General features: G+C 42.3%; 13 protein-coding genes and 2 tRNA genes. 12 read left to right on the forward strand and 3 right to left on the reverse strand.

Translation table 11 applies throughout. The features are described 5' to 3' along the window. Nucleotides 1-25: 25 nt before the first annotated feature. The 4 genes from IM753_RS06390 (at nucleotide 26) to IM753_RS06405 (ending at nucleotide 3,637) form a co-directional block, all read left to right on the forward strand. Nucleotides 26-352 carry a hypothetical protein gene (locus tag IM753_RS06390; RefSeq protein WP_156065097.1) on the forward strand — a complete coding sequence of 109 codons (327 nt, stop codon included), beginning with the start codon at nucleotides 26-28 and terminating at the stop codon, nucleotides 350-352. A 322-nt stretch (nucleotides 353-674) separates the two neighbouring features. Further along, on the forward strand, nucleotides 675-1,766 hold the full coding sequence (locus IM753_RS06395; RefSeq protein WP_079363916.1) for a LysM peptidoglycan-binding domain-containing protein: 1,092 nt from the start codon (nucleotides 675-677) through the stop codon (nucleotides 1,764-1,766). A 115-nt stretch (nucleotides 1,767-1,881) separates the two neighbouring features. After that, nucleotides 1,882-3,039: a DNA-processing protein DprA gene (gene dprA / locus IM753_RS06400; RefSeq protein ID WP_194108933.1), complete on the forward strand. Its 1,158-nt coding sequence runs from the start codon at nucleotides 1,882-1,884 to the stop codon at nucleotides 3,037-3,039. Further along, on the forward strand, nucleotides 3,026-3,637 hold the full coding sequence (locus tag IM753_RS06405; protein ID WP_194108934.1) for an L-threonylcarbamoyladenylate synthase: 612 nt from the start codon (nucleotides 3,026-3,028) through the stop codon (nucleotides 3,635-3,637). The genes dprA and IM753_RS06405 overlap by 14 nt, the downstream gene beginning before the upstream one ends. A 71-nt stretch (nucleotides 3,638-3,708) precedes the next feature. Here IM753_RS06405 and IM753_RS06410 read toward each other — a convergent pair whose 3' ends face one another. Continuing rightward, a complete protein-coding gene (locus IM753_RS06410; RefSeq protein ID WP_065255935.1) occupies nucleotides 3,709-3,891 on the reverse strand; it encodes a hypothetical protein in 183 nt (60 codons plus the stop codon). 492 nt (nucleotides 3,892-4,383) lie between these two features. On the opposite strand from IM753_RS06410, the gene IM753_RS06415 reads away from it, so the two are divergent. From IM753_RS06415 to IM753_RS06430, 4 genes are all read left to right on the forward strand, one after another. Then, nucleotides 4,384-5,955, forward strand: coding sequence for an AbgT family transporter (locus tag IM753_RS06415; RefSeq protein WP_194108935.1), 1,572 nt, complete (start codon nucleotides 4,384-4,386; stop codon nucleotides 5,953-5,955). A 346-nt stretch (nucleotides 5,956-6,301) separates the two neighbouring features. Continuing rightward, nucleotides 6,302-6,391, forward strand: a tRNA-Ser gene (locus IM753_RS06420). Between the two features lie 103 nt (nucleotides 6,392-6,494). Continuing rightward, a tRNA-Arg gene (locus IM753_RS06425) sits at nucleotides 6,495-6,571 on the forward strand. A gap of 540 nt (nucleotides 6,572-7,111) precedes the next feature. Beyond that, on the forward strand, nucleotides 7,112-7,663 hold the full coding sequence (locus IM753_RS06430) for an RDD family protein (protein ID WP_062498800.1): 552 nt from the start codon (nucleotides 7,112-7,114) through the stop codon (nucleotides 7,661-7,663). Nucleotides 7,664-7,836: 173 nt separating this feature from the next. On the opposite strand, the gene IM753_RS06435 is transcribed toward IM753_RS06430, so the two are convergent. Together IM753_RS06435 and mutM are read right to left on the reverse strand one after the other, a co-directional pair. After that, nucleotides 7,837-8,244 (reverse strand): hypothetical protein, encoded by a 408-nt coding sequence (locus IM753_RS06435; RefSeq protein WP_062498789.1) that lies wholly within the window; start codon nucleotides 8,242-8,244, stop codon nucleotides 7,837-7,839. A 192-nt stretch (nucleotides 8,245-8,436) separates the two neighbouring features. Continuing rightward, nucleotides 8,437-9,291: a bifunctional DNA-formamidopyrimidine glycosylase/DNA-(apurinic or apyrimidinic site) lyase gene (mutM, locus tag IM753_RS06440; RefSeq protein ID WP_194108936.1), complete on the reverse strand. Its 855-nt coding sequence runs from the start codon at nucleotides 9,289-9,291 to the stop codon at nucleotides 8,437-8,439. A 223-nt stretch (nucleotides 9,292-9,514) separates the two neighbouring features. Between mutM and IM753_RS06445 the strand changes: the two genes are divergently transcribed. The 4 genes from IM753_RS06445 (at nucleotide 9,515) to IM753_RS06460 (ending at nucleotide 13,254) form a co-directional block, all read left to right on the forward strand. Beyond that, entirely contained in the window at nucleotides 9,515-10,696 is a 1,182-nt protein-coding gene (locus IM753_RS06445; protein ID WP_194108937.1) for an ATP-binding protein, read from the forward strand. After that, a complete protein-coding gene (locus IM753_RS06450) occupies nucleotides 10,696-11,250 on the forward strand; it encodes a hypothetical protein (protein ID WP_194108938.1) in 555 nt (184 codons plus the stop codon). The genes IM753_RS06445 and IM753_RS06450 overlap by 1 nt, the downstream gene beginning before the upstream one ends. Before the next feature lie 117 nt (nucleotides 11,251-11,367). After that, complete coding sequence (gene ettA, locus IM753_RS06455; RefSeq protein ID WP_062498793.1) at nucleotides 11,368-13,029, forward strand: energy-dependent translational throttle protein EttA; 1,662 nt, start codon at nucleotides 11,368-11,370, stop codon at nucleotides 13,027-13,029. 69 nt (nucleotides 13,030-13,098) lie between these two features. After that, nucleotides 13,099-13,254, forward strand: a complete 156-nt coding sequence (locus IM753_RS06460; protein ID WP_156065099.1) for a hypothetical protein — start codon at nucleotides 13,099-13,101, stop codon at nucleotides 13,252-13,254. Nucleotides 13,255-13,727: the final 473 nt, after the last annotated feature.

Genomic DNA, 13,727 nt, shown 5'->3' on the forward strand with positions numbered 1-13,727 from the left:
TATTTAAAGTTATATTTGAAAAACTATGTCTGCTACGTCTTATTTAATTAACCATACAAAGAAACAGGTATTAAGCTTTTGTCATCTACCTGTTTCAACAATTGGCGAGATAATGATGAATCATGTCGCCAGTGCAATGGTTGTCTGTTATGTTAATGACAATAAAAGTGATGAAATTTGTTTTGTCAATGATTACGATGACGATATGTCCTTATATCAAGATTATCAAGAAATCACCAATGCTCTCATTGATAAAATGATAGCTCAAGATATTTTGATGTATCACAACCCAAAACAAACTTGGATAGATGATGAGATATGGTTTTGGAGTTTGGCGGTAAAATCAGATTAAATTAAAACCCATTAAACGCCGTGATGTTCACTGTTTGTCATGAGATGTGTGATAAAGCTTGCCTAAGTGCGACAATGGTAAGGTGTGAGCAGTCTTTGTAAGGTGTGCCAGTCTAGATTTTTAAAGTTTGTTCGAGATGGGCTTGCTGCCAGATTGGCTAAATTTTTTTAGAAGTTGTATTTTTGTCGGAAAGTTACCGCCAAATAATGATAAAATAGTTAATATTTTTTTACATTTTGTGGTATGCTAAGCAAGATTTTAGCAAGTTCGTGTTTTGATGTCTAAAAAGACACACTTGTTGCCTTTAATAATGGATAATGATATGAAGCTAACAGCCCTAAAAAGCCTGATGACTGCTTGCCTGATCGGTGGTGTGATGATGTCATCAGCCCATGCAAATAACCCTGCTCCAACCATCAAAGCAGATGCCCCTAACCGTTACACCGTCAAAAAAGGCGACACGTTGTGGGACATCTCTGGCAGATACCTAAATGCACCGCACAGATGGCGTGAGATTTGGGCGACCAATAAGCAAGTCAAAAACCCACACCTTATCTACCCCGGTGACATCCTTATCATGTGTATCATTAAGGGTCAGACTTTGGTTGGTGTGGATACAGGCGAAGGCTGTGCAGGCATTGAACGTCAGATGCAAGAGACGCCAGCCAACGATACCCCTGTACAGCTTAACTCATCAGAAGGCAGTGTGCCCACCATCCCATTATCAAACATCCGTCATTGGCTTGACCGTTCGGTGATTGTCAATCCCGATGATTTTGAGACAACCCCTTATGTACTGGCATCTAAAAAAGGCAATCTCATTACCGCAACAGGCGATAAGATTTATGTCAAAGGTGCACTACTCACCCCAGGTCAGACTTATGGCGTTTATCGCAAATCCGAGCCTTATGTGGACGTAAAAACTGGTGCGGTGATGGGGTTAGAAGCCATTCAAGTGGCTCGTGGTATCGTGACTGATGTGGCAGGTAATGGCGTATCAAGCATTCAAATTACCCAGTCATTTGACACAGAGATTCGTGAAGGTGATCGTGTATTCTCTGAGATTCACACCCAACTGCCTTTGGTGTTCTATCCTGCCCCCGCTCAGGTGACTCGTGGCGGTAGTATTGCACGCGTGATGGGTAGTATCGGCAGTGCCGCCAAAGGCAGTGTGGTCGCCATCAATATCGGTGCTGCCCAAGGGGCAAGAGCGGGCCACGTTCTTGATGTCTATCGCAAAGGGGTATTAGTGCGTGATGTTCATGACAACGATACACCGGTTCGTCTGCCCAGCGAAAAAGCAGGTCAAGTCATGGTGTTTAAAGTATTTGACCACATCAGCTATGCTTATGTTCTCTCGTCAGAGTTGCCACTTAACAAAGGCGACCAGTTGGTGCCACCTGACTATCTGTAAGTTTTTATTTTCAAATTGCCAGTACACTGTATTGGCAATTTTATTTTGTCAATGAAATTTTACAAAAAAGGCGGTGGTGGTATAATGCCATCTAAGATAAAAACAAGTAATGATTATGAGATACCAATCACTAAATGAGACATCCGCCACACTTGCCTTGTGGTATGTGGTAAACACATCTTTGACTGCCTTTTATAAATTGACCGAACAATTTGGTGATGCAAAACAGGCACTGTCAGCAGAGCTTGGGGCGTGGCAAGAGCTTGGTGTGCATAATGCCCACATCAAAAGATGGCAGGATGTTGATGATGTCATGGCGATGGTGGATAGACTGCATGACGAAGCAGGGCGTGGGACGTACGGGGTGCTTTTGATGGATGATGAGCGTTATCCTGAGATGCTAAGACAGATGTACGACCCACCACCAGTACTGTTTTATCGGGGAGATGTGGCACGCTTGTCAGATAGGCAGGTGGCAATCGTCGGCAGTCGTCAGCCCACAGAGTTTGCTTATCAGATGACGTTTAATATGGCAGAATATCTGGCTTATCAGGGGCTGACTGTGACCAGCGGATTGGCAGGCGGTGTTGATAGGGCGGCACATTTGGGTGGGTTGTCAGGTGGGCGTGGGCAGACAGTTGGGGTAATGGGAACGGGCATTGATGTGTGCTATCCTAAGAACCACAACGCTCTGTATGCTCAGATTATCAATGACGGCGGTTGTCTCATCAGCGAGCTACTGCCTGCCACGCCCGCCACCAAGCACAACTTTCCACGCCGTAACCGTTTGGTGGCTGGGCTGTCGCTTGCTACGTTGGTTACCGAAGCTGCTATTGCCAGTGGTTCACTCATTACCGCCCGCCTGACCGCCGAACAAGGCAAGCAAGTCTTTGCCGTACCCAGCTCTATTGACAATGTTAATGCCGAAGGTTGTCATCATCTCATTCGTGAAGGGGCGACCCTTATCTACCATCCCAGTCAGATTATCGATGAGCTAAGTGAGAGCGTGACGGGTTGTAACGCCCTGCCCAAAACCTTCTCTCGGGGTGTCTTAGCACTTGATAATACTCATGAAAAACCCCCTGTGCCCGCACCAGTTGCCATTCCAGTCCATTTGCAGGGCGTGTTTGACAAGCTCTCTGGTCGGCCTACAGACTTAGACACGCTTGTTATGGCGACGTCACTAGATGTTGGGACGTTGCTGGCGTCTTTGTTGGAGCTTGAAATGCTTGGCGTGGTAAAGGTGGTTGGGGGTCGTTATGAGCGGGCGTGAGTATGTCACCGATAGCGTTGATGTGGCGTATGAATGGGTCAAGCAGGGTAGGATTTTGGCTTATCCCACAGAGAGTGTATGGGGGCTAGGCTGTCATGCTTTTGATGTGCAGGCGGTAAGCAGACTGCTCGCCCTAAAACAACGCCCTGCCGAAAAGGGCGTGATTGTGCTGACTTCGGATGAATCATGCATTGATGTATTTTTAAAAAATCTACCAAAGGCTCGCCAAGATGACATCATCAAAAGCTGGGCGTGTGTCGATGACAGACAGCAGGCGAGTACATGGCTGTTTGATATTCCTGATGGGGTTTATATCCCCCCGTGTGTGCGTGGCAAGCATGAGAACCTTGCCATTCGGGTGATACATCACGCCAAAATCGCCAAGTTGTGTGATTTGTTTGCCACCGCTGATAATCACAATCCTTTTGGTTTTTTGGTGTCCACCAGTTGTAATGTTGGTGGGCAAGCCCCCGCCCATGATTTTGATACGGCATGGGAGTATTTTGGTAATGGTATCTGTTATCTGCTTGGCGATACCCTAGGCTATGACAAGCCCAGCCAAATCATTAATGCCAATACAGGGCAAGTGGTGCGGTAGTTTTTGATGGTGAGCATAAAAAACCCTTTGTATGACACAAAGGGTTTTGACTTTAAAAACAGTCAGACTGCTTAGATGCCAGCAGCGGCTTTAAAGGCAGCTTCATCAAAGTCATCACCGTGAGTGACAACCACAGTGCCTTTTTCAACGTTGATATTGACAAACTTAACACCAGCGATATTTTCGGTTTTGGCAACCAAAGCATCAGCGGCAGCTTGGTCAGCAACAGTTAGGTTAAATTGAGATTGAGACATAAGATACTCCATGGATTAAATGATGGGTGGATGGTAATGATATAGATTAAGCATGGTATGAGTGTGTTTAAATTAAGATTTAAATCAACTCATCGTTTATTTAAAAAACAAATTGATACTAAACTTATTCTAGCTGATATCAGGTCTTATGCAATAAAATACAGATGAAATGTCATAAACTAAGCATCAACAGCATTGATTTTACAAGTCATTACAATGTAAGCTAATGTAATCCAAAAGTTAAGTATTCATCGCAGATTTGGGATTGTGATGACATGATTCATCAGCATGTTTAAAAGTATGAATTTTTCTGTGATTTTATCTTAGATTTTAAAAACTTGAAACAAACATTTTGATACAATATGTACCAAAATGTTTGTTTTTATTACTAAATTGTGATTTAACAATCGTGCTAAATGATGGCACTTTTTATTTATTATCTAACTACTTGATAAGATTGCATTTTATTGGGTTTTTTAAAAAGGAAAGGTTATGCAAGAAAAAGCAACATCTTCTCAAATGCAGAGATTTTTAAGAGGTGTGGAATGGCTTGGCAATCTGTTGCCACATCCTGCCATTTTATTTGTATGGATGTCGGTCATTCTGCTTGTAGCGTCTGCCATTTTGTCAATGATGGGCGTGTCGGTGGTTGATCCACGCCCAGAAGGGGCAAAGGGTCGCAGTGAAGACGGTATGATTTATGTCGTCAATCTCTTAAATGGCGATGGGCTTGCCAAGATTGTTGAAAATCTCGTGTCCAACTTCACAGGCTTTGTGCCACTTGGGACGGTGCTTGTCGCCTTGCTCGGGGTGGGCATTGCTGAGCGGTCGGGCATGATTTCGGCAGCTCTTCGGGGGCTTGTCATGAACGCCCCGCCAAAGATGGTAACTTTTGTGGTGGTCTTTGCAGGTATCATGTCAAACACCGCCTCAGAGCTTGGCTATGTGGTGCTGATTCCGCTGGCGGCGATGATTTTTCATTCATTGGGCAGACACCCATTGGCAGGACTTGCTGCTGCCTTTGCAGGCGTGTCGGGCGGTTATAGTGCCAACTTATTGCTCGGCACGGTTGACCCATTGCTGTCGGGCATCAGCCAAGAAGCGGCACGCATCATTGACCCTGAGTATGTCGTGGGTGCAGAAGCCAACTGGTATTTTATGGCGGTGAGCACATTTTTGGTGAGTGGCATTGGCTACTTTGTTACCGAAAAAATCGTAGAACCATCTTTGGGTAAATACAATCCTGATGATGCCGATGACCCAAGCGTACTTGATACTAAGGTAGAGAGACTGACTGCTTTGGAGAAAAAGGGACTGCTTTGGTCGGGCGTGTCCATGCTGATTTTTTGTTTGCTATTGGCATGGACGATTGTGCCTACCGATGGGATTTTAAGACATCCTGAGACAGGGCTTGTGGCAGGCTCGCCATTTTTGCATGGGATTGTGGTGTTTATCTTTGTGTTCTTTGCCATTCCAGGGATTGTGTATGGTAAGATTACAGGCACCATCAAGACCAATGATGACGTGGTGGATGCCATGAGTGCTGCCATGAGTTCGCTTAGTATGTACATCGTGCTGGTGTTCTTTGCCGCTCAGTTTACCGCCTTTTTTAATTGGTCAAACATCGGCTCGGTCATGGCGGTATCAGGAGCGAACTTCCTAAACGGCATTGGGCTGACAGGACCTTTGTTGCTCGTGGGCTTTATTTTGATTTGTGCTTTTGTCAATCTTATGCTCGGCTCGGCATCGGCTCAGTGGGCGATTACCGCACCGATTTTTGTGCCAATGCTCATGCTGACAGGCTATGCCCCAGAGATGATTCAGGCGGCTTATCGTATCGGCGATAGCAGTACCAACATCATCACGCCGATGATGAGCTACTTTGGGCTTATCATGGCAGTGGCGATTCGCTACAAAAAAGACACAGGGGTCGGCACGCTCATGTCGCTTATGATTCCGTACTCGCTCTTGTTCTTGGTGGGGTGGACGGTGCTGTTTTGTGTTTGGGTGTTTGCCTTAGGTCTGCCCGTAGGGCCAGGGGCTGCGACTTATTACACGCCTTAATCTTATTAGACGATAAAAAATCCCTTGTTTGATGACAAGGGATTTTTAAAGTGGTTTACTAAACCATTTATCAGGTCATTTACTAAGCCATTTGCCAAACTGATTTGCCAAATCATCTAAAATAAGTTTGGTTTGTTGGGGCAGGATTGTCTTTTTGTAAAATATGTCAAGCAAAAGCGTGTGGGGAATGAAGAGGTTAATTTTTATGGTGTGTAGCGATGGGTTTGGTGGGGGTTTTTGATGGTTTTTAAAAATTTATCGCAAAAATTTAAAAAACCCCTTGCATTTTTGCCAAACTTTGCTATAATCATCGCCCACAGCTTTTGACAAATTTGTCAATCAAAACGGTGACGTGGGTGAGTGGCTGAAACCACATCCCTGCTAAGGATGCATACGGGAAACTGTATCGAGGGTTCGAATCCCTCCGTCACCGCCATTTATTTTAAAAAATAAATAAAAAGGCTTGACATCCTAAATTTTTGATGTATAATAGCCCACCACAACGAGTGGTAAAGATTGATAATCACATCAGTTGTACTGCACCCGTAGCTCAGTTGGATAGAGCACTTGGCTACGAACTAAGGGGTCGGGAGTTCGAATCTCTCCGGGTGCGCCATATACCAAACACCAAAACTTGATTAAGTTTTGGTGTTTTTGTTTGTGTGGGTTTGTCAAATGGATTTATAAAGATAATTTGATGGTTTGACATGGCATAAATTTAGGGTTTGGCTTAGCTTTTGAGATTAAGTATGCCATTCTCAACTTTGTATAAATGATTGGTTTATCAAGGGCGAATTGCAATTCACTCCTACGACCCAAAAAATAATTATCAAATAATCAATAAGTTACCATTTTAAGTAATGAAGTATCAAGTGTCAAATAGTCATTTATGTAAGACGGATGAAAGCGTGAAATTTTATCAAATGCCAATAAAATGGTATTAATGACAATCGCACCCTAAGACTTTAACACATAAAAGTGTCATAAATGTTCAACACGCCCCAAAAGTCATGGTAAAATAAAGCCTATTTTGACTCTATTTATCACCATGGCTAAAAAAAACAAAACCCCAAAACCCCGTCCATCAACTAAGACACACAGCGAAGACAAGCCCATACAGGTAGACCCTGATGAGCTACCTGTCATCGCCAAACCCTTGGTGCGAGTGACGGCACTACTATATGATGGCATGTTGATATTGGCGATGTTGTTTTTGGTGGGGACGATTGGGGCGGTGGTCGGTACGCTGTTGTTTATGGAAGTGGGGACGGACTCGGCACACGCCCAAAGACTGCCAACTTGGTATCAAAATGGGGTCATGACACCGCTGTTTGTGCTGACCTTGATAGGTTTTTATGGACTGTTTTGGCGAAAATCAGGGCAGACGCTCGGCATGCAGACATGGCGATTAAAGACAGTGGATAACGCAGGACATCTGCTGACGTGGGTACAAAGCACTCGCCGTATCATCAGTGCCTGCCTACTGCCCATACTCTGTGCGACCATCGGTGGGGTGCTACACGGCTCACGACTGGCGGTGCTGATGAGTGCCATGCTGGGGTTTTTGTTTAATTATCTGTTTTGTGCGTTCAATACTCGGGGGCTTGCGGTGCATGACATGCTATCTAACACCATCACCTTAAAAGTTCCCAAAATCCAACATGAAAGCCTATGGCAATCATGGCGTAAAAAACAAGAAACTCCCTAATAAACAAGAAATCTAAAAATCGCCCAGTCTGTATGGATTGGGCAATTTTATATAAGGGCTTTGATTTGTAAAGTTTGCCATATTATCACTTTGATATCCAAATAAAAAACCTATTTACCAAAGGGTGGTAAATAGGTTGGAGAAACAAAAACAAGTAAAAAATCAGCCATCAATCAACGTGGGTTTACAACCACATTTTGGTCGGTATTGATGATAATCTCAGAAGGTCTGTCCACAACGATACGTACTTCGTTAGGGTTTACTTCGTTGGCGTTACGATAGTTGTCATAGGCTTCGGTACAGCCCACACAGCGAGAGAGTGCCGACCAAGGCTTGACAACCAAAGTCTCATAAGAACTCTCCACGCTACCTGATGCCATAGAAAATGGTAAGCCTACCGCATGAAGTGCTGTGCCTGCAACCGCACCAACCAACTGTAATGGTTTGGCAACGGTAATATCAAGCACCGCAGAGCCATAGGTAGGACCAAAATGCTCTTCATCAATCTCGATGGCAGCGTGAGCGGTGGTGCTGATAAGGGCGGTGGCAGTCAGTGCCAATAAAGTGTGTTTGATTTTCATGAGAGTATCCTAATGGGGGCGATTTGCCCAAGATAGATTTATGCTATTATTAAAACAAGTTCCGCCCATATTATCAAGCCTATTTTGCCAGAAAGTGGGTGGACGGTAAAATTTTCCGACAAGGGGTAAACAAATCGGTAACATTTGGCGATGCCCAATGATTGCTAAAAGCTAATGAATTAAACAGTTGAATTAAACAGTGGGGTTAACAGCTGGGTCAAGTGGCTGACAGCTCGGGCAGTACACACTGGCTCGCCCACCGATTTTAATGTTTTCCAAAATCTCTTGGCATGCCGTACATGGCTCACCTGCTCGTCCATAAGCCAGTAGGATTTGTTGAAAATAGCCCGTTTTGCCCGCCCCTACGGTAAAGTCCCGAAGACTTGACCCGCCTTGTTCGATGGAGCGAGCGAGTATCGCCTTGATGTTATCGACCAGTACAGCCATCTTGTCTTTATCTATCTGATGGGCAGGCGTGGCAGGGTGTACGCCTGACATGAACAGGCTCTCCACGGCGTAGATGTTACCCACACCAACCACGATGGACTGCTCCATGATGACGGATTTGATGGGGCGGGCGATGGGGCGTTTGGGGTTTTTATGAATCAGCCCGTGCAGATAGTCAGCATCAAAGGCATCATCCAAAGGCTCTACCCCGAGTTTGTCAAGATAACGCTCGGCATCATCTGCCCACATCACCATGCCAAAACGCCTGGGGTCATGATAATGCAGACGCACCGATGAGTCATCAAAGCCAAAGATGACGTGGTCATGCTTGCGTGGGGCAAGGGAGTCATGTTGTTGCAGACTGCCTGACATGCCCAAATGAATGAGCAGACGCAGGGGCGAGCCGTTTTTGTTAAAATCAAGCAGTAGATATTTGGCACGGCGAACCACACGCACAAGTTTCGCCCCGACAAGCTCGTCTAGGTCGTCTGGTATCACTTCACGCAAGCGATGGGCGGACGTGTAAATGTCGCTGACACGCTGACCGATGAGTGGGGCAAGGCTGGCTTTGGTTGTTTCAACTTCGGGTAATTCGGGCATGACTGTATTTCTGATAAATCTGGCAGGAGTGATAAGTGGTTATTTGCTTTTGTAGCTAGGTTTGTTATTATAGCTAATTTTGGGGTCTAAAACAGCTATTTTTGCATTCTTAAATTTGTAAGTAATTGAAAATTTAAAATTTAATTTTATTATGTGATTGCATACAAAGCGTGAAATTTGTATAATAACTTCATTATTTTTTCCAAAAATTGGATTTATTAGCATGATAATTACTCGCCTGTATGTGGATAATTTATATGGATTTCAAGATTTTGAGCTTGACTTGACTTACCCAAGAAAGCATTCGCAACCCTTATTAGACTTTGAATATTTAGAAGATGTGCCAGCATTCAAATTTAAACGAGTGTGCATTTTAATGGGAACAAATGCCAGCGGTAAAACGTCGCTAGGGAAAATTTTATTGGGTATTCAATGGATGTTAAATGGAAATTCTATTATTGTTCCTAGTATCTTGTATGATGCGGTTTGTAACATTGATAAGTCTGCACGGATTGAAATTGAATTTGTTTTTTCTAAAAGCAATCAATTTATCTCACTTTCTTTGGAGTTTTTGAAAAATGGTAAAATTGTCACCATTGAACATACCGCTATCACTTTAAATAAAAGTGATAGCAATATTACAGCAAAAAATCGCTTAGAAAATCAAAAAGAACAGGATAAACTTAGTAGGGATTTGCTCAATCCAATTGATAGCGAAAGTGATAAAATAGCTGAATATTATCAAGATAAAGAATTTTCATTTTATTATGTATTTGCAGAAAATCATAATAATGAAATCAGACCAATTAGATTATCAACAGAGTATGATTTTGAAATTTTGTTAAAAATTTTAAAGTCTTTTGATTGTTCTATTATTGATGTAGCACCTTTAAAGACAACCAGAAAAGATGATGAGGATATCATTGAGGGTTACACAGTGTTTTTTGAAAATGGCGATTCTGTTAAAGTAACCGACAATGGCGAGACTTTTACACAAAGAAGTAAAAATCGCTTTTCAAAAGGCACTTATGATGTATTGAGCGTGGCGGATTTTATATTATCTGTTATTAAAAATGACTTTTATAGCTCTATTTATTTTCTTGATGAAAAACTGTCATCAAGCCATTCTGAATTAGAGATTACTATTTTAAATTTGATTATTCAAAAACTAAATAGATATTCGCAATTTTTTTATACAACCCATAATTACGATGTTTTGGACTTAAATCTACCAAGTCATAGCTTTGTTTTTCTACATAAAGAATATGGGTACTGTATGGCAGAACAGCCAGAAAAATTAGGTTTTTCAAAAAATGACAGAACATTAAAAGGTTATGTCAGAAATAATTATTTTAAAACCATACCTTCTACACAATTTTTAGATGAATTGATTTGGGGGGAATGATGTTAAAACCTAAAAAAATTCCTGAAATCGTTGTATTGGTTGAAGGCGAAAATGAGCAAAAATATTGGGATGCCATAAGATTTTTAGGTAAAACAAAAAAGTTTAATCTTTGGCAAGCTACAGAAGCTAAGATAAAATCACTATTGCGAACAATCAAGGTAAGCTCACAAATTGTCGTCATAGCCGATACCGACCAGTTACAGGAAATCAATAATTTTATTCATAATATCAGCAGTCTTAAAAAGCATTGTAAATTAGCACCAATTGTCATTTTACAATGTGAAAATTTTGAAGATGAGCTATGTTATTCTTGTAACTGTAAAATTAGTCATTTGTATTCTCATTTTGGAGCAACAGGTATTGACAATCTTAAAAGCAATATCAACAAAGAAAAGCATTTGATTAAAAAATTAGAAAAAATCAAGCACAATTCTTCATTAATGTGGTCAAGAAGTGGAAAAAATAGTCAAAAATCATTTGATGACATCAAAAATCTCATCGGTAATCACGATACTTTGATAGATAAAGGCATTCGGGTTGATTTTAACTCATAACCAAACACCTTGCCCCACCGCCCAAACCATGCGATAATAGGCGGTTAAATTGGCAAAAATTTGACAAGTTCTAAATCAGACCAATTTTTAAAAATCTCTTTTAATTCAAGGATTTGTATGGCTCAATACATCTACACCATGAACAAAGTGTCAAAACTTGTTCCGCCTAAGCGTGAAATTTTAAAAGACATTTCATTGTCCTTTTTCCCAGGGGCAAAAATTGGCGTGCTGGGTCTTAACGGTGCCGGTAAATCCACCTTGCTACGCATTATGGCGGGCGTGGATACCGAATTTAGCGGGGAAGCTCGTCCGCAAGCGGGCATTAAGGTGGGCTATCTGCCCCAAGAACCCCAACTTGACCCCACCAAAGACGTGCGTGGCAACGTGGAAGACGGCGTGCGTGAAGCCCTTGATGCCCTAGAACGCCTTAACCAAATCTATGCCGAATATGCCGAGCCTGATGCCGATTTTGACAAATTGGCCGCCGAGCAAGGCAAAATGGAAGACATCATTCAGGCGTGGGACGCTCACAACCTAAACACCCAGCTTGAAAAAGCAGCGGACGCACTTCGTTTGCCACCGTGGGACGCTGACGTCTCCAAGCTGTCAGGAGGCGAAAAACGCCGTGTTGCCCTGTGCCGTCTGCTCCTGTCTAAGCCTGATATGCTCCTGCTTGACGAGCCGACCAACCACTTGGATGCAGAGTCTGTGGCGTGGCTAGAACGTTTCTTAAAAGACTACTCTGGCACGATTGTGGCGATTACCCACGACCGCTATTTCCTTGACAATGTCGCCGAGTGGATTTTGGAGCTTGACCGTGGCTATGGCTACCCATACCAAGGCAACTACACCGAATGGCTAGAACAGAAAAACAAACGCCTAGAACAAGAGCAAAAGCAAGAAGAAGCCTTTGCTAAGGCTCTAAAACAAGAGCTAGAATGGGTTCGTAAAAACCAAAAAGGTCAGCAAGCCAAATCCAAATCTCGCCTTGAACGCTTTGAAGAGATGAACTCTCGTGAGTTCCAACAGCGTAACGAGACGGCAGAGATTTATATTCCACCAGGACCCCGTTTGGGCAATAAAGTGATTGAAGTTAATAACATCTCAAAATCCTTTGGCGACCGTTTGCTGTACGAAAACCTATCGTTTAGCGTGCCACCCATGGCAATTGTGGGTATCGTGGGACCAAACGGTGCGGGTAAAACGACCCTATTTAATATGATTACGGGCAAAGACAAGCCCGACACCGGCACGGTAGAAGTGGGCGAGAGCGTCAAAGTCGCCTATGTGGGGCAGGTTAGAGATGAGCTTGACGACAACAAAACCGTGTGGGAAGAAGTGTCAGACGGACTTGACATGATTACCGTGGGCGAATACACCACGCCAAGCCGTGCCTACATCGGACGCTTTAACTTTAAGGGTCAAGACCAACAAAAACGTGTGGGCAGTCTGTCAGGCGGTGAGCGAAATCGCTTGCAACTTGCCAAAACCCTAAAACAAGGGGCGAACGTTATCCTGCTTGACGAACCGTCCAACGACCTTGACGTGGAGACCTTGCGTGCCTTGGAAGATGCGGTGCAGGTGTTCCCTGGTACGGTCATGGTGGTGTCCCACGACCGCTGGTTCTTGGACCGTATTTGTACGCACATTTTGTCGTTTGAAAACGAAACGCCAGAGTTCTTTGACGGTAACTACACCGAATACGAAAAATGGCGTAAAGAGCGACTTGGGGCAGATGCCACGCCTAAGCGGATGAAGTATAAGAAGATTGGGAGCTAGACGTTATATAGTAATAAAGACTCAAACAAAGGATTGTTTGAGTCTAATTTTTAATTTAAGAGCTTCAAAATGCCAAGAAAAGAATTGAAAGATGAAAATCCAATTTTGGAATCCAAAGAAGAAGTGGATTTTAATAAATTTTTGAACACTATCAATAATGGTAATATTGATAAAAAATATGATGATATAATAAATAAATTATTATCTGTCTTAGGTTTTTTGTAAAATTACTGCCCATTATTACTGTTTTTAGCATTGTAATAGGTTTTATAAATATAAGAATATATCTTGATATCATAGACAAATCTTTTTTATTTCCAGATATCATTTCAAAATCTTATAATTTGATAGCAATTATTAGTTTCTATTTACTAAATATTATGATATTGCTGTCATTATTTTTTATACCTAAACTTATCGGACTTTTAAGTAATACGTTAAAAAATGACATATCAAAAAAACCGAATATTTCAACTTTTTTAACTATTTTATTTATATTTTCGTCCCTTTCTTTTTTGTGCAATATAATACTAGGCTATATTTTATCAATATCTTTCATTGTTTTATTTTTTATATTAATCTCTATAATATCGGTAGGTGAAAAAAGTAATGTATTGAGTAATTTGTTCAGTAATTTTGTGCTATCTTTATCTCTTTTAATATTATTCTCAACAGTTTTACTGTTTTATTTTTTTAAT

This window comes from Moraxella sp. K127 (assembly GCF_015223095.1).
Lineage (GTDB): Bacteria > Pseudomonadota > Gammaproteobacteria > Pseudomonadales > Moraxellaceae > Moraxella.